Source organism: Caulobacter sp. KR2-114 (assembly GCF_049446115.1).
Taxonomy (GTDB): domain Bacteria; phylum Pseudomonadota; class Alphaproteobacteria; order Caulobacterales; family Caulobacteraceae; genus Acaudatibacter.
Genome location: NZ_JBMSEC010000003.1, coordinates 585,235 through 601,145 on the forward strand (window position 1 = coordinate 585,235; position 15,911 = coordinate 601,145).

Sequence of the window (15,911 nt, forward strand, 5' to 3'; positions counted from 1 at the left end):
CGCTTCGCGGTCCCCCTCCCCCAGAGGGGGAGGAGAGCAGCGCAGCGACTTGCGTTCTCTTCCCCCTCTGGGGGAAGTACCCGCGAAGCGGGGGTAGGGGGCTCCAGCGGAGAGCCAAGGGTCGCGGCCAGCCCCCTGCACCCCGTCGGGGTCCCCCTCCCCCAGAGGGGGAGGAGAGGCGCTGCGCCAGCCCTCACGCGCCCGTCAGCAGGGCGTAGGCCGACAGCGCCATCACCTTGGCGGAGGCCACCATGTCGTCGATGCCGACGTATTCGTCCGGCTGATGCGCCAGGTCGAGGATGCCGGGGCCATAGGCGATGCAGTCGCGCAGGTTGCCGATGCGATCGACGTGCTTCTGGTCGTAGGTCCCGGGCGAACAGATCAGCTTGGCGGGGCGGCCGAACACCTTCTGGACGGCATCCGCCGTGCGTTGCACGACCGGGCGGTCCGGCTCGGTCATGCTCGGGCGCACCTCGAAGAGGTCGCGCAGGGCGTAGCGGAATCCCGGCCTGGTTTGGGCGAGGCCGTCCAGCAGGGCGCGCATGCCGGCCTTCACCGCGTCGAGGTCTTCCTCGATCAGCAGGCGGCGGTCGAACACCAGGCGGCAGGCGTCGGCCACCAGCGGCGCGGGCAGGCCGCCGCCGGGCTCAACATCCGGCTGGCCGCCGTGGATCGAGTTGATGTTCAGCGTCGGGGTGCGCGCGCCGGGCGGCTCGACCGGCATGGCGGTGACGTGGGCGTCCAGCGCCGGCCAGGCCTCGCGCTCCAGCGCCTCGACCACCGCGCCCATGTGGCGGATCGCGCTGTCGCCCAGGAACGGCATCGAGCCGTGGGCGATGCGCCCCTGGGTCTCGATCTCGCCCCACCAGACGCCGCGATGGCCGATGCACACCCGGTCGACGTTGAGCGGCTCGGGGATGATCACGTGGTCGACGCGGGGCTTGGAGAACCAGCCGCGCTCGGCCAGCCAGGCGACCCCGCCATAGCCGCCGGATTCCTCGTCGGCCGTGCCGGAAATCTCCAGCGCCCCCGGCAGGTCCACGCCGGAGTCCAGCAGCGCCTCGACGGCGATGATCGAGGCGGCGAGCCCGCCCTTCATATCGCAGGCGCCGCGGCCGTAGACCTTGCCGTCCTTCACCACCGCGGCGAAGGGGTCCACCGTCCAGCCCTCGCCCGGCGCGACCACGTCGATGTGGCTGTTGAAGTGCACGCAGGGGCCCGGGCGGCTCCCCTCTCGCCGGGCGATCACGTTCCAGCGCGGATGGCGGTCGGTGTCGCCGGGCGAGCCCTCGGCGCGGACGTAGTCGACGGTGAAACCGCGGCCGCGCAGCCGCTCGCCGATCAGCTCGCAGGCCTCGCGATAGCCCTCGCCGGGCGGATTGATGGTCGGCAGGCGGATCAGCGCCTGGGCCAGGGCGACCACCTCGTCGCGGCGCGCCTCGATATCGGCCAGCAGTCGGTCCTCGCGGGGATGACTCACGACACCTTCCTTCCTCGCCCCAGCATGCCGCCGGCGGCGCGGCGACGCCAGGGGCAAGGCGCGTCAGTCGATCTCGGAGATCGCCTGGCGGGCGGCCGCGAAGATGGTCTCCAGCTGCTGCGGCTGGGCGATGAACGCCGGGGAGAAGGCCAGGGTGTCGCCGGTGACGCGACCGAGCACCCCCAGGTCGAACATGCGGCGGAACGCCTCCTGGCCCCGGGCGCCGGGCGCGCCGGGCCGCGGCGCCATCTCGACGCCGGCCATCAGGCCCATGTTGCGCACGTCGATCACGTGGCGGGCGTTCTTCAGGCTGTGCGCCAGATCCTCGAACAGCGGCGACAGCTCGGCCGCGCGCTCGAACAGGCCCTCGTCGCGGTAGACGTCCAGGGTGGCGAGGCCGGCCGCGCAGGCCAGCGGATGGCCGGAATAGGTGTAGCCGTGGAACAGCTCGACCCCCAGGTCCTCGTCGCCCATCAGGGTGTCGTAGACGGACTTGCGGACCCCCACCGCGCCCATCGGCACGCTGGCGTTGGTCAGGCCCTTGGCCATGCCCATGATGTCCGGCAGGACGCCGAACTTCTCGCCGGCGAAGGACGCCCCCAGGCGGCCGAACCCGGTGATCACCTCGTCGAAGATGAGCAGGATGTCGTGCTTGTCGCAGAGGGCCCGCAGCCGCTCGAGGTAGCCCTTCGGCGGCGGCAGCACCCCCGCCGAGCCGGCCACCGGCTCGACGATCACCGCGGCAATGGTCGAGGCGTCGTGCAGGGCGACCAGGTCCTCCAGCGCGTCGGCCAGCTCCGCGCCGTGCTCCGGCTGGCCGCGGCTGAAGGCGTTGCGCGCCAGGTCGTAGGTGTGCGGCAGGTGGTCGACGCCCGCCAGCAGGGTCCCGAACTGCTTGCGGTTGGAAACGATGCCGCCCACCGAGATGCCGCCGAAGCCGACGCCGTGATAGCCCTTCTCGCGGCCGATCAGCCGGGTCTTGGCCCCGTTGCCCCGGGCGCGGTGATAGGCCAGCGCGATCTTCAGCGCCGTGTCCGCCGATTCCGAGCCGGAGTTGGTGAAGAACACATGGTCGATGTCGCCCGGCAGGATGCTGACCAGGCGCGAGGCGAACTCGAAGGCCTTGGGATGGCCCATGTTGAAGTTGGTGGCGTAGCCCAGCTCGCCCGCCTGGCGCTGGATCGCCTCGACGATGCGCGGGTGGCAGTGGCCGGCGCTGACGCACCACAGGCCCGATGCGCCGTCCAGCAGCTGCCGCCCGTCGGGGGTGTAGTAGTACATCCCCTCCGCCCGGTCGACGAAGCGCGGCGAGGCCTTGAACCGCTTGTTGGGCGTGAACGGCATCCAGTAGGCGTCGAGATCATTCGGGATCTGGGCCTGGGCGATCGGCGGCTTGGTGTGGGCGGTCATGGGATCTCCTGCCGGGAGCATGACCGACCGGCAGGCGCGCTTCAACCACTGGCGACGGTGAGCACCGCTTTGCCGGCGCGGCGCGCAACCGCGAACCACAGGATGGCGATGGCGAGGGCAAGCGCGGCGGTCAGCCAGACCGTCGGCGCGTCGCTGGTGGCCAGCAGCAGCCCGTTGAACGCGAGGGCCAGCACGGCGGCGACGCGGCTGGCCAGGCGCGCGGCGGGCGACAGCCGCCCCGCCAGCCGCCACAGCGCCACGCAGCACACCGCATAGGGGATGATCACCCACACGGTGGAGACGTTGATCAGCACCCCGAACTGCTTGCCGAGGCTGGGCGAGACGGTGGCCAGCACCGCCGCCGACATCACCGCCGCCATGACCAGCAGGATGCGCACCGGCAGCCGCCCGCCGTGCGCGGCGAAGCGGCCGGGGAACAGGTGCACGTTGGCGCCGGCCCGGGCGGACTCCGCCGACACCAGGATCCAGCCGCAGCAGGTGCCGCAGGTCTTGGCCAGGGCGCAGGCGGCGACCACCAGGGCCGCGGCGGGGCCCAGAACCTTGCCCACCGCCAGGGCGAACGGCGCCGTCGAGGCGGCCAGCTCGCGCGCCGGGGCCATGCCCATCAGCGCCGTCGAAGCGGCGATATAGACCACCGCGGCCAGGGCGGTGCCGGCGTAGGTGGCGCGCGCCACGTTACGCTCGGGATCGCGCACCACGGCGGTGGCGACGGCGGCGCTCTCGAAGCCGGTGAAGGCCCAGAACACCGAGATCATCGAGGTCTTCACCGCGCCGAAGTCCGACTGGCCGCTGACGTTCCACGAGGCGGCGAACACCTTGGGGTCGAAGACCGCCCAGCCGGCGATGGCCACCGACAGGATCGGCAGCAGGCCGGCGACCAGCGTCAGGCTGGAGAGCCGCGTCGCCGCCCGGGCGCCCAGGATGTTGACCCCGGTCAGGATCCACAACGCGGCGACCGCGGTCAGCGCCAGGGGGATGGGCGCCGCCAGCGCCGGGACGAACACCGCGAAATAGCCGGCGATCGCCACCGCCATGGCGACCGTGCCGACCCAGGCGCCCATCCAGTAGAACACCGCGATGGCGAAGCCCGCCAGGCGGCCCAGCCCCGCGCCGGCGTAGCCCACCAGCCCCTCCGGCGTGCTGGCGATGCGGCCCAGCTGGGCGAACACCGCGGTGGTGGCGAACGCCGCCAGAGTGCCGAAGATCCAGCCGAACACGCTGACGCTGCCGATCGCGCCCAGGGTCGCGGGCAGCAGGAACACCCCCGAGCCGATGATGTTGCCCGCCACCAGGCCGGTGGCGAGGCCCAGTCCGATGCGGCGCTCGGGGGTGGGGGTCATCGAACAGTTCTCCTCCCCCCTTGGGGGAGGGGGACCGCCGAAGGCGGTGGAGGGGGCTCCCGCGGAGAACGACAGGCCGGCGCCAGGCTGGAGCCCCCTACCCCCGCTTCGCGGGTACTTCCCCCAGAGGGGGAAGAGAGCGAATGCGGCGGCCTCACCCCGCCAGCAGCTCGGCGTTGCGGGCCTGGAACCAGGCCACCGCGTTCTCGTGCCGGGGGGAGAGCACGCCGGCGGTATAGACGCCGGCGTCGAGGTTCTCCTGCACCCGCTCGCAGATCCAGACGTCCTCGCGGGTCAGGCGTTCGGAGGTCTCGATGGCGCCGTCCAACTGCGGATCGCCGGCCTCGTGCAGGTAGATGTAGTCGAGCTGGGTGCGGTGCGGCCCCACCGGGCGCATATGCTCGAGCATCACCACGCCCTTGTAGAGGTTGAAGGCGAGGTTCGGGTACATCCAGGCCCAGACCCCCTCGGCGGCGCCGGCGGTGGCGGGGACCTCGTGCACGGCGATGGCGCCGTCCATGCGCACCGCATAGCGGGCGGCGTCCACCTCCTCGGCCAGGGCCGGGTGCACGGCGTCGATATGGTAGCCCTCCAGGTAGTTCTCCACATAGACCTTCCAGTTGCAGCCGATCGGGTGGCTGCGGCGCAGCACGCCGGACGGCTGCGGGCGGTTGCCCAGAAGGACGTCCAGCGGACCCAGCGTCTCCATCAGCGGCGCGGCGCCCGGGTCCAGGTTGACGAACACGAATCCGCGCCAGGCCTCGACCTTGACCGGGAACAGGCCGTAGTCGCGCGGATCGAAGCCGTCGGCGGCGCCGAAGGCGGTGGCGCTTCGCAGTCGCCCGTCCAGGGCGTAGCGCCAGCCGTGGTAGCGGCAGACGAACTCGCCGCCCGCGCAGGTCCCGGCGGCGTCGCTGACCAGCGGCCCGGCCCGGTGCCGGCAGACGTTGTGGAAGGCGCGAAGCTCCCCGGCCCTGCCCCGCACCGCGACGATCGGAAAGCCGGCGATGGTCTCGGCGATATAGTCGCCCGGCGCCGCCAGGTCGGCTTCAAGGCCCAGGAACTGCCAGGCCCTGGCGAACACCCCCCGGCGCTCGGCCTCGAACACCTGGGGATCGCGGTAGAGGGCGGCCTGGGCCGTGACGACGGGCATGCGGGAGGGGTCCTTTCACCGGCGAGTTCCTCACGCCCCGCCGGCGTCGTCAACCGAACGTGACCGTCAGAACTTCGTGCCGATCTTCAGGGCTATGGTCCGCGGCCGGTTCGGCACGACGTAGACCGCCCCGCCCGTTCCGCCGGCAACGCCGACGCCGGCGCAGAACTGGATCGTGCACTCGGCGTAGCGGTAGAGCTGGGCGCGGGTGTCGAAGGCGTTGAGCAGGCTCAGCTCCACCGTCCAGTTGTCCCGCGCGATGCCGCCGGTGAAGTCCACGGTGGTGTAGCCCGGCTGCTTGCCCAGGGACTGGCGGTCAAGCTGAAGCAGGTCCGACCAGCTGGACGACTGATAGACCAGCGAGCCCTGCAGGTGCGCCTGCAGGCTGCCCATCTCCCACTCGTAACGCGCGGTGGCGTTGGCCTTGAACTTCGGCGTCACCGGAAGCTGTTCGCCCTTCGGCGCGGTGGTGTTGCTGGAGTCGCAGACCGCCGCCCCGTTGCAGAAGTCCTGGGCCAGCTTGGCGTCCGTGTAGGCCATGCCGGCGTTCAGGGTCAGGGCGTGGGTCGGCCGCCAGATGACGTTGGATTCCACGCCATAGATGTTGGCGTTGCCAGCGTTGGCCACCACCGTCAGGGAGTTCGGACCCAGGTACTGGAACTGGAAGTCGCGCCAGCGGTCATAGAAGACGGCGCCGTTCCAGATCAGGCTGTTGCCGAACCAGCCGGTCTTCCAGCCGATCTCGTAGTTGTCCAGGAAGTCTGGCCGATAGGGCGGCAGGCCGCCGTTACGGTTCACGCCGCCCGGCCGGAAGCCGGTGGAATAGGTGAAATAGACCAGCTTGCTGCCGTCGAGGTGGTAGGTGAGGTTCAGCTTGTGGGTTTCGCCGGTGTACTTCACGTCGGTGTTCAGGTCGGTGCACGGCGTATTGGGCACGATCGGCCCGGCGAAGCACAGATTGACCCCGGTGCCGTGGTCGGCGTTGAACCCGTAGAAGCCGACCAGCGAATTGTCCGACTTGTAGACCCGCACCCCGCCGGTGAAGGTCAGTTGCGGGGTGATGTCGTAGCTGGCCTCGCCAAAGGCGGCGTAGTCGCGGTCGATCCGCTGCTGGTTGGTCAGCCACCAGGTCTGCGACCAACCGGGCACCGACTGCGCGTCGGACAGGCCCTGGATCACGTAGTCCTGGATGATGTGGTGCGTCTGGCGCTGGTAGAACAGGCCGGCCAGGAACCGGAACCGGTCGCTCGCCGGCGAGGCGATGCGGATCTCGTGACTGTCCTTGGTGAAGTGATCGTGGCCAATGATCCACTGACTGGGATTGATGATGTCGCCGTGGTTGTTGTGATACCGCGCGGCCGACATGTAGACCTGATCGTAGAAGTAGCTGTAGTCGGTGTAGTCCGCCTCGCTGGTGATCTTGCGGTCCATGTGACCGCCGGAATAGGTCAGATCCAGGTTGCCAATCTTGCCCTGCACCGTCAGCGATGCCTGATACCACTGGTCGTGGTTGGTTTCCGGCAGGAAGTGCTGCACCTGCAGGTCGCCGACCTTCGGATCGAAGCCGAAGATGCCGTTGCTGCGCTCGTCCTGGGCGATCAGGGTCGGCAGGATGGTCCAATTCTCGTTGAGGTCGACCTTCAGCTCGGCGCGGCCGCCGTAGATGTTGGCGGTGTTGTAGTCCTTCTGCACCAGCTGGGCGTTGTCGGAGACGATGCCGCTGCTGAACGTCCGCGTGCCCTGCACATTGTCGATGTAGCCGGCGTCGTGCTCGCCCCAGCCCACCAGGCGGACCGCCGCCTTGTCGCCGAGGGGCACGTTGATGAAGCCCTCGACGCTGTAGCCCTCGCCGCCGTGGTCGACGCCGTTGATCTCGCCGTCCATGGCGCCCTTCAGGACGCCGATCTCGGGCTTGTTGGTGATGATACGGATGGTGCCGGCTTCCGAGCTGGCGCCGTAGAGGGTGCCCTGCGGGCCGGAGAGCGCCTCCACCCGGGCGATGTCGTAGACGTGGATGTCCAGGGCGCCGCCGATGGTGGTGATCGGCTGTTCGTCCAGATAGGTGCCGACGCTGGGCAGGGAGCCGGAGTGGTTGGCCAGGTTGTCGGCCGCCACGCCGCGCATATAGACGTTGGAATAGCCCGGTCCGGCCGACTGGTACGACACGCTGGGCAGATACTTGATGTAGTCGTTGAAGTTGACGACGTGCAGCTCGTTCAGCTTCGCCGTGCCCAGGGCCTGCACGCTGGCGGCCACCGACTGGATGTTCTCTTCGCGCTTCTGGGCAGTGACGATCAGCTCGCCGACGGCGTTGCCGCCGCCCGCGTCGGCCTGGGCCGTCGCCTCCGCGGCGTAGGCCAGGGAGCCCGAAGCCAGCACCGTGGAGCCCAGCAGGCCCGCCGATAGCCAATAGAGGGAAGACTTCGCCGATCCGCGAACCGCAACGCGCATGTTCCACCCCAATGCGTCTTGATGTTGCGCGGACTGTGCCCCTGCATTGAGCGTAGCTGTCAAGCTCATGTCACGACGTTATCGCCGTTTCGTCACCGAGCGCGGCGCCGGCGCCACGGCCGGGCGAAGTCCATTTCAGACGGGAAAGACAGGCGCGTGCGGGTAGGCGTCCAGCACCGGCCCCAGCGCCGCCTTCAGCGGGTCCAGCCAGGGCTCGTAGTTGCGCCACTGGTCGACGCCCTCGGTGAAGATCGGCCGGCGCACCTGCTCGGAGCTGGCGGTGCGCACCGCGCGGTCGTTCTCGTAGAACCGCAGGCAGCCGGCCTCGAACGGCAGGCCGCAATAGTCCAGCAGGCGCCGCACCTCGGCTTCCGGGTCGGCCACCATCGCCTCGTAGATCACCCGGTGCACGCGCCCGGGCAGCACGGCGTCGAAGTGCGCCATCAGCTCCACATAGTCGGCGTAGTAGCGGCCGACGTCGGTCAGGTCGTAGGTGAAGCCCTGGCCGCGGGCGAAGTGCTGCTTGAAGCCCGAGAAGCAGCCGCCCATCGGATGGCGCCGCGCGTCGATGATCTTCGCCCGGGGCAGCATCAGGTGGATCAGCCCGGTGTGCTGGAAGTTGTTGGGCATCTTGTCGATGAAGAACGGCCGGCCCAGCTTGCGGTGCACGCGGGTGCGTTGCAGGAATTCTTCGCCGAGGGCGGCCAGCTCCTCTGGCGACAACGTGGCCAGCTGGGCCGGATAGGTGGCTTCCTCGCCCCGGATGCGGCCGCCGCCGACCCGGCGGGCGATGGCCATCACGTCGGGCAGTTCCATGGTGCCTTCGACGGCTGAATGGCTGGCCAGGATCTGTTCGATCAGGGTCGAGCCGGCGCGCGGCAGGCCGACGATGAAGATCGGGTCCGGCGCCGGGCTGCCCTGCCCGGCGCGCTCGGCGAAGAAGTCGGCGGTGAACAGCGCCTTGGCGCGTTGCACCTGGCGGCTGGTCTCGTCGGCGTCGTAGTCCAGGCGCTTACGCCGCAGGGCGTTGCCCAGGCGATAGTGCTCGAACGACGGCTCGAACTCGCCCGCGTCCTCCAGCGCCTTGCCCAGGGCGAAGTGCAGGTGGAAGCGGTCGTCGTCCGAGATGTCGCTGCGGTCGAGCTGCGCGCGCATGGCCGCCACGTCCGCGGGGCCGAGCCGCACGGTCTTGAGGTTGGCCAGGCTCCAGTAGGCTTCGCCCAGGTTCGGCGCCTGTTCGATGCTGCGGCGGTAGGCGGCGATGGCGTCGTCCTGGCGTCCAAGGGTCTTCAGCGCGTGGCCGTAGCTCATCCAGCCCTTCGGCTGTCGCGGATATTCCGCCAGCAGCGCCTCGTAGATGCCGATCGATTGCCGGTGCTCGCCGAGATGGTTCAGCGCCGCCGCCTTCAGGGTCCGGTAGTTCGGGTCCTGGGGACGCTTGGCCATCAGGGTGTCGAGTTCGGCCAGCGCCGGCTCGGGCTTGCCTTCGCGATAGAGCACGGTCGCGTAGTTGAACCGCGCGGCGTCGAACTCCGGCGCCAGCTCCAGGGCGCGCGCCAGCAAGACCTCGGCGTCCTCGTAGCGCCCCAGCCGCGCGCCGATCTCGGCCAGCATGCGCAGGGCTGCGACGTCGGCCGGGTGACGCTTGAGGAAGTCGCGCAGCAGACGCTCGGCCACGGCCAGGCGGCCCTCCAGCAGGGCGCCGGCGGCGCGCAGCAGCTCGGGGTCGCTGACCGAGGCCTGCAACTGACGGTCGGTGGCGGCCTCGGCGCCGCGATCGTCGCCGAGCAGCCGCTTCTGGTCGGCCAGCAGCCGCCAGGCGTCGGCCAGGTCCGGCTTCAGCGCCACGGCCCGTTCCAGCGCCGCGATGGCGCTCTCGGAGCGGCCCAGCAGCCCCAGCACGGCGCCCAGGTCCATGTGCGCCACCGCGGCCCGCGGCTGAGCCTTCGCCAGCGGCTCCAGGATCGCCAGGGCGCCTTCGGCGTCGGACTGCGCGCCGCGCGCGCGGGCCAGCAGCAGCAGGGCCTCCGGATGTCCGGGCACGGCGGCCAGGATCTCCCGCGCCTGCAGCTCGGCCAGGGCAGGGTTGCGGCCCAGCAGGCGCACGGTGTGGGCCAGCGCCGTCTGCAGCGCGCCGACGGGCTCGCCCGGGGCGGCGGTGTCGGTGGTCACGGGAGGCTCCGAAACATGCGCCGATCAGAGGGCTGCCGGATCAGGCCTGTCAAACCCTCAGTCGAACGTGCCGCGCTTGGCCAGCAGGGCCGCACGGACGTCCTCGTGGTCGCTCTTGCCGCGCCGATAGAGGGTGAGGATCGCCACCGAGACGGCGGTGATCATCGCCGCGCCCGGACCGTGTGACAGCGCCAGCTTCTGGACCGTCTCCAGGGGGATGGCGACGTGCGGCGCGCCGGGGGTCTCCAGACCGTGGGGGAAGCCGATGACGTCGAGGATCACCCCGGCGATGATGGCGCCCAGGCCGCTGGACGCCTTGGCCGAGAAGCTGATGCCGGCGAAATAGAGGCCCTCGCGCCGGGCGCCGAACAGGTGCTCGTGCTCGTCGGCCGCGTCGGCCATCATCGACTGGAAGCCGATCAGGGCGCAGGCCGCGCCGATGCCGCCGATGGTCCCGCCCACCATCAGGGTCGCGACCTCGGAGCCAGGGGGGATGACGCCGAGCAGCTTCAGGGAGACGGGGCCGAACTGGCTGAGGCCGATCATGCTGATGCCCAGCAGGGCGACGGTGCGCTTTTCCAGGCGGCCCGCCAGGAAGGCGGCGATGAACACGCCCAGGAAATAGCCCACCGACAGCACCAGGGTGATCTTCAGCAGCTCGGGCGGCTGCAGCTTCCAGAAATAGGTGTTGGCGTGCAGGCCGAGCTGGCCGGCCACGCCCAGGCCGATGAACAGGATCAGGCAGGAGCTGAACAGGATGCAGAACGAGCGGTTGCGGAACACCTCCGCCACCTCGGCCAGGATCTGGGTCACCCCGCCGCTGCCGGCGTCCGGCGGCGCGTGCAGGCGATCGCGCATGCCCAGGGTGCCGAAGCTGGCAACGGCCGCGCCCAGCAGCACCAGGGCCGAGCAGGTCCAGGCGTAGGGGGCGTAGGCGGCGCGGTTGAGCTGGCCGTCATGCCCCTTGAGGAAGACGCCATAGGCCAGGATCGCCGCCGCCAGGCCCGCCACCACGGTGAACAGCACGCGCGAGGCGACGATGGTCGAGCGTTCGGCGTAGTCGTCGGACAGCTCCGCGCCCAGGGCGATGTACGGCACCTGGAAGAACGACAGGCCGACCCGCACCAGCATGAGCATCACCATGGCGAAGGCGAACAGCCCCCAGCCGGTCAGCTGGGTGGGGATCGAGAACAGCAGGCCAAAGCCGATGGCGATGGGGATCGCGCTGAGGATCATGAACGGGTGGCGCCGGCCATGCCGGGATCGGCTGTTGTCGGAAACCGAGCCGACCAGCGGGTCGATGAAGGAGTCCACCACCAGGGCCATGCCCAGCGCCAGGCCCGCGGCCGAGCCGGACATGCCGCAGATGATGGTCAGGTAGAACAGCAGCAGGGAGCCGAGGCCGAGGCCCAGCGTGTCCTGCACCAGCATGCCCGAGCCATAGACCGCCAGCACGCCGATGCTGAGCCGCTTGGAGCGCGCCTGATGATTGTCCCCGTGCGGGCCGATGGGTGCGATGATGTCTTCCGCGTTGGCCATGCTTCCCCCGGCCACGTGGTCGCGGCCCCATTTCCCTTGTGACCCGGCCGCGCTCGCAGCCATGCCTTTGGATTCGTGCATAGGGGCGCTTTCGGGACAGCGCCAGTCCTTGCGGAATTAAGCTTCAGACAGGAACGCCCCGGGGCTCGCCGGGGGAGCGGTTGCTGGCGGCCAGGAGCTCGCGTTCGACCGATTGCGTCACCCGGGCCAGATGCGCCCGCATGGCCGCCGCCGCCAGGTCCGCGTCGCGCGCCCGCACCGCCTCGACCAGCCAGCGATGCTCGGCCAGGGTGGCCTGGGGACGCCCCGGCGCCGGCAGGGCGCTGCGGCGCAGCCGGTCCAGCGGCGCGCGCGCCGCATCCAGCAGGCGCGCGGCGCGCGGAAAGTCCACGGCGGAGAACAAGAGGGCGTGTAACGCCTCGTCCAGGTCGTGGAAGCGCGCCAGGTCGCCGACGTCCAGGGCCAGGGCCTGGCCCGACAGGTTCTCGTCGAGCTTGGCCACCAGAGTGGCGTCGGCCACCGGCGCCAGGCGGCGCATGGCCTCGACCTCCAGCGCGGCGCGAATGAACAACGCCTCGCGCACGTCCGCCGGGCGGATCGGGGCGACGAAGCTGCCGTGCTGCGGGAAGATCTCGACCAGGCCCTCGTCGGCCAGGCGGGCCAGGGCCTCGCTGACCGGCGCGCGGGAGACGCCGAGCTCGGCGGCGATATCCTCCTTGCGCAGCGGCGCGCCGGGGGCCAGCGCGCCCTCGCGGATCCGCCGACGCAGGATGCCGTGGACCCGATCGGCCTTGGACGGGCCACGCCCGGCGGCCGCCATCAGATCACCTCCAGATCGTCCCGGTCGGGCAAGGCGGGGAAGGGGGCGGTGGGCAGGGTCTGGTACCAGTAGGCCACCGAGGCGATGTCGTCCTGGCGCGGCAGGTAGCGGCGGTCCTTCTCGGTGCGCCAGCCCAGGTCCTGGATGGTCAGCCGGATGTCGCGCTCGAAGCGGATCGGATCGGCGATATGCCAGCGGTAGAGGCCGAAGCGCTGCTGCGAGGCGTAGACGCCGTCGGGACGGATCACCTGCGGCATGCCGGCATAGGGGGTGGTGAACTCGACGTAGGCGCTCTTGAGGCTGCGTTCGATCACGCCGGGATCGAAGTTGTACGCGCCGCAGAAATAGTCCTCGGTCCCGGTGCCGCAAATGGTGGGAAAGGCGTCGTCGCCGTCGAGGAAGGCCTTGAACTCCCCCTCGCCCCACCAGCCGGCGTTGTTCACCCCCCAGGCCATGTAGGTCCCGACGTAGTGGCCGCGCCCCTTCACCCCGTCCAGCAGGGTGTAGTCGGTCCCGTAGGGCAGCGGATTGGCGCGGCGAAACTGGGCGTGGAAATAGGCCGCCTCTTCGGGGACCTCGGTCAGGGCGTAGTTGATCTGGTAGTAGACCACCAGCGGCTCGGGGCTGAGGTTGGTCATGGTCACCCGCGCCCGGCGCCGGAACGGCATCTCCCAGTAGCAGTTGAAGCCGCGCCCCGGGTTCACGCACACCGCCAGCGACGAGACCTGGGCGAAGCTCTCCCAGCCGTTGGCGAAGAAGTCCCCCGTCGGGCACTCCACCGACGGCTGTTCCTGGTCGTCCCAATAGAATCGCAGGATCGAGTGACGCCAGCGGCCGCGCGCCAGGGTCATCCAGATCTGCTGGATCGCCCCCGGCCCCTCGATGTCCGCCAGGGTGAAGGTCTGGTCGGGCTGCACCACGACATAGGGCGACACCTTCCAGCCGAGGCCCGACCCCTCCGGGCCGAGGCCACGGGCGGCATTGGCCGCGGGTCCATCCACCGACCGGCCGCCCTGGCCCTTCTCGCCGGTGAAGTTCTCCGGACTGATCGAGCGGCTGCGCGCCGTCGACAGCCAGGGCAGGTTGCCCATGTGCAGGCCCAGGCCGTTGAAGCCGGTCATGTGTCGCTCTCCCGCGTGTCATTGACATGCTAGTTCGAGCTCATTCCGCGCGCCATCCTGGATATCAGCGCCTGTTCATGGCATCCTGACATTCCAATGCCCCTCGACACCGCCGCCCCCAACGCCCTGCGCCTGAACGGCGCCGACAATGTCGCCATCGCCCTGCGCCGCATCGCCGCCGGCGAGCGGATCGGCCACGAGGCGACGACGGCGATCGAGGCGATCGGCAATGGTCACAAGGTGGCGCTGGCGGCCATCGCCGCCGGTCAGCCGGTGCTGAAGTACGGACAGGTGATCGGCGTCGCCACCGCCGACATCGCCGCCGGCGCGCACGTGCACAGCCACAACCTCGGCCTCTCCGGCCTGCGCCAGGACGCGGCGGCCGCGCCGGCTTGGTCGCGCCAAGAGCCGGCGCGCAGCTTCCAGGGCTACCGCCGGGCGAACGGCAAGGTCGGGGTGCGCAACTATGTCGGCATCCTCACCTCGGTGAACTGCTCCAGCACGGTGGCGCGACACATCGCCGAGGCGGCGGAACGGACGGGCCTGCTGGCCAAGTTCCCCAATGTCGACGGCGTCGTGCCGATCACCCACGCCAGCGGCTGCGGCATGGCCGCCTCAGGCGACGGCTTCGAGGTGCTGCGTCGCACCCTGTGGGGCACGGGCGCCAACCCGAACTTCGGCGCGGTGCTGCTGGTGGGCCTGGGCTGCGAGGTGATCCAGATCGCCCGGCTGAAGGCCGACTACGGCCTGGTCGAGGACGACAGCTTCCAGACCTTCACCATCCAGGAGGTGGGCGGCACCCGGCGCGCCATCGCCGAGGGGCTGGAACGCCTCGCCGGCCTGCTGGCGGTCGCCGACCGCGCCCGACGCAGCGACATCCCGGCGGGCGAGCTGGTGCTGGGCCTGCAGTGCGGCGGGTCGGACGGCTGGTCGGGCGTGACCTCGAACCCGGCGCTCGGCGTCGCGTCCGACCGGCTGGTGGCCCTGGGCGGCACGGTGCTCCTGTCGGAGACGCCTGAGATCTACGGCGCCGAACATCTGCTCTACGCCCGCGCCCGCACGCCGGAGGTTTCGGGCAAGCTGCGCGCCCGGCTCGACTGGTGGGAAGACTATACGCGCCGCAACGGCGCCGAGATGGACAACAACCCCTCGCCCGGCAACAAGGCCGGCGGCCTGACCACCATCCTGGAAAAGTCCCTCGGCGCCGTGGCCAAGTCCGGCGCGTCGCCGCTCAACGATGTCATCGAATACGCCGAACCCGTGCGCGAGCGGGGCCTGGTGTTCATGGACAGCCCCGGCTTCGACCCCTGTTCCGCCACCGGCCAGGTCGCCTCCGGCGCCACCCTGATCGCCTTCACCACCGGCCGCGGCTCGGCGTTCGGCTGCAAGCCGTCGCCGTCGATCAAGCTCAGTTCCAACTCCGAGCTCTACGCCCGCCAGGCCGACGACATCGACATCGACTGCGGACCGATCGCCACCGGCGCCGCCACCATCGAGGAAAAGGGCGCCGAGATCCTCGACTACCTGCTGCAGGTCGCGTCCGGGGCGCAGAGCCAGAGCGAGGCGCTGGGTTACGGGGGCGCGGAGTTCGTGCCCTGGCAGATCGGCGCGGTGATGTAGAGCCCCGCTCCGCCAGGACGCCGGGCGCGTGGAAAGCCGCCGGGCGCGAAGGGGTTATACGAAAGCGGCCCGTCCTCGGTGGCGAGGCGGGCTGGATCCCAGACGGGAGAGCAAATCGGCCCCGGAACGTGGGTTCCAGGGCCGCTGTCTGCGGGTCTTAGTTGACCCGGAGGTTGGTGGCGGAGGTCTTGCCGGTGCGACGATCCGATTCCAGATCGTAGCTCACCACCTGACCTTCGTTCAGCCCACGCAGGCCGGCCTGTTCGACCGCCGAGATGTGCACGAACACATCGCCGCCGCCGTCGCTGGGCTGGATGAAGCCGAAGCCCTTGGTGGTGTTGAACCACTTCACCGTGCCCGAGCCGGAGCCGGAGGCCTGACGGTCGCCCGCGGAGGGACCGCGCGGCGGACGCGGGGCGCGGCTGAAGCCGCCGCCGCCACCACCGCCGTAACCGCCGCCGCCGCCAAAGCCGCCGCCGCTGCTGCGGGCCGACGGATCAGGCTCGCCGGTGACGATCAGGTTGCCAGCGGACGTCTTGCCCGAGCGGCGGTCGCGCTCCAGCTCGAAGTCGACCGGTTGTCCTTCTTGGAGGGAGGAAAGGCCTGCGCGTTCCACTGCGGAAACGTGCACGAACACATCAGAGCCACCGTCATCGGGTTCGATGAAGCCGAACCCCTTGGTGGCGTTGTACCACTTTACTTTTCCGCTAGGCATAGTGCGCATCCGTATATCGATCGGGCCGAAGAGAAATTGATCGGCTGCCACCCTGTACACGTTGCCAGC

The 15,911-nt window shown here is 70.2% G+C and carries 11 protein-coding genes and 1 pseudogene; 1 reads left to right on the plus strand and 11 read right to left on the minus strand.

What is annotated here, in order from left to right; translation table 11 throughout:
* Positions 1 to 193: 193 nt before the first annotated feature.
* From ACO2Q3_RS15045 to ACO2Q3_RS15085, 9 genes are all read right to left on the minus strand, one after another.
* Positions 194 to 1,480: an acetylornithine deacetylase/succinyl-diaminopimelate desuccinylase family protein gene (locus ACO2Q3_RS15045; protein ID WP_423307863.1), complete on the minus strand. Its 1,287-nt coding sequence runs from the start codon at positions 1,478 to 1,480 to the stop codon at positions 194 to 196.
* Between the two features lie 63 nt (positions 1,481 to 1,543).
* The gene (locus tag ACO2Q3_RS15050) at positions 1,544 to 2,890 is read right to left on the minus strand and encodes an aspartate aminotransferase family protein (RefSeq protein ID WP_423307865.1); all 1,347 of its coding nucleotides are present in this window, start codon (positions 2,888 to 2,890) and stop codon (positions 1,544 to 1,546) included.
* Positions 2,891 to 2,931: 41 nt separating this feature from the next.
* Positions 2,932 to 4,251 carry an amino acid permease gene (locus ACO2Q3_RS15055; protein WP_423307867.1) on the minus strand — a complete coding sequence of 440 codons (1,320 nt, stop codon included), beginning with the start codon at positions 4,249 to 4,251 and terminating at the stop codon, positions 2,932 to 2,934.
* Positions 4,252 to 4,405: 154 nt separating this feature from the next.
* Complete coding sequence (locus ACO2Q3_RS15060; protein ID WP_423307869.1) at positions 4,406 to 5,404, minus strand: aromatic ring-hydroxylating oxygenase subunit alpha; 999 nt, start codon at positions 5,402 to 5,404, stop codon at positions 4,406 to 4,408.
* Between the two features lie 66 nt (positions 5,405 to 5,470).
* On the minus strand, positions 5,471 to 7,855 hold the full coding sequence (locus tag ACO2Q3_RS15065; protein WP_423307871.1) for a TonB-dependent receptor: 2,385 nt from the start codon (positions 7,853 to 7,855) through the stop codon (positions 5,471 to 5,473).
* A gap of 135 nt (positions 7,856 to 7,990) precedes the next feature.
* Positions 7,991 to 10,027 (minus strand): sulfotransferase, encoded by a 2,037-nt coding sequence (locus tag ACO2Q3_RS15070; protein ID WP_423307873.1) that lies wholly within the window; start codon positions 10,025 to 10,027, stop codon positions 7,991 to 7,993.
* Positions 10,028 to 10,084: 57 nt separating this feature from the next.
* Positions 10,085 to 11,566 carry an MFS transporter gene (locus ACO2Q3_RS15075; RefSeq protein ID WP_423307875.1) on the minus strand — a complete coding sequence of 494 codons (1,482 nt, stop codon included), beginning with the start codon at positions 11,564 to 11,566 and terminating at the stop codon, positions 10,085 to 10,087.
* Between the two features lie 124 nt (positions 11,567 to 11,690).
* On the minus strand, positions 11,691 to 12,386 hold the full coding sequence (locus tag ACO2Q3_RS15080) for a GntR family transcriptional regulator (RefSeq protein WP_423307877.1): 696 nt from the start codon (positions 12,384 to 12,386) through the stop codon (positions 11,691 to 11,693).
* A complete protein-coding gene (locus ACO2Q3_RS15085) occupies positions 12,386 to 13,507 on the minus strand; it encodes a glycoside hydrolase family 172 protein (protein ID WP_423307879.1) in 1,122 nt (373 codons plus the stop codon). Before ACO2Q3_RS15085 ends, ACO2Q3_RS15080 begins: the two co-directional genes overlap by 1 nt.
* A gap of 96 nt (positions 13,508 to 13,603) precedes the next feature.
* On the opposite strand from ACO2Q3_RS15085, the gene ACO2Q3_RS15090 reads away from it, so the two are divergent.
* Positions 13,604 to 15,127, plus strand: coding sequence for a UxaA family hydrolase (locus ACO2Q3_RS15090; RefSeq protein WP_423307881.1), 1,524 nt, complete (start codon positions 13,604 to 13,606; stop codon positions 15,125 to 15,127).
* 157 nt (positions 15,128 to 15,284) lie between these two features.
* Here ACO2Q3_RS15090 and ACO2Q3_RS15095 read toward each other — a convergent pair whose 3' ends face one another.
* A complete protein-coding gene (locus ACO2Q3_RS15095; RefSeq protein ID WP_423308017.1) occupies positions 15,285 to 15,479 on the minus strand; it encodes a cold-shock protein in 195 nt (64 codons plus the stop codon).
* Positions 15,480 to 15,644: 165 nt separating this feature from the next.
* Positions 15,645 to 15,842 (minus strand): annotated as a pseudogene (locus ACO2Q3_RS15100) (cold-shock protein); the annotation flags it as partial.
* Between the last annotated feature and the right edge of the window lie 69 nt (positions 15,843 to 15,911).

Coding starts and splice junctions, on each gene's coding strand:
- ACO2Q3_RS15080 (WP_423307877.1), bottom strand. CDS start 12,386: ATGGCGGCCGCCGGGCGTGGCCCGTCCAAGGCCGATCGGGTCCACGGC.
- ACO2Q3_RS15050 (WP_423307865.1), bottom strand. CDS start 2,890: ATGACCGCCCACACCAAGCCGCCGATCGCCCAGGCCCAGATCCCGAAT.
- ACO2Q3_RS15090 (WP_423307881.1), top strand. CDS start 13,604: ATGCCCCTCGACACCGCCGCCCCCAACGCCCTGCGCCTGAACGGCGCC.
- ACO2Q3_RS15055 (WP_423307867.1), bottom strand. CDS start 4,251: ATGACCCCCACCCCCGAGCGCCGCATCGGACTGGGCCTCGCCACCGGC.
- ACO2Q3_RS15065 (WP_423307871.1), bottom strand. CDS start 7,855: ATGCGCGTTGCGGTTCGCGGATCGGCGAAGTCTTCCCTCTATTGGCTA.
- ACO2Q3_RS15075 (WP_423307875.1), bottom strand. CDS start 11,566: ATGGCCAACGCGGAAGACATCATCGCACCCATCGGCCCGCACGGGGAC.
- ACO2Q3_RS15060 (WP_423307869.1), bottom strand. CDS start 5,404: ATGCCCGTCGTCACGGCCCAGGCCGCCCTCTACCGCGATCCCCAGGTG.
- ACO2Q3_RS15085 (WP_423307879.1), bottom strand. CDS start 13,507: ATGACCGGCTTCAACGGCCTGGGCCTGCACATGGGCAACCTGCCCTGG.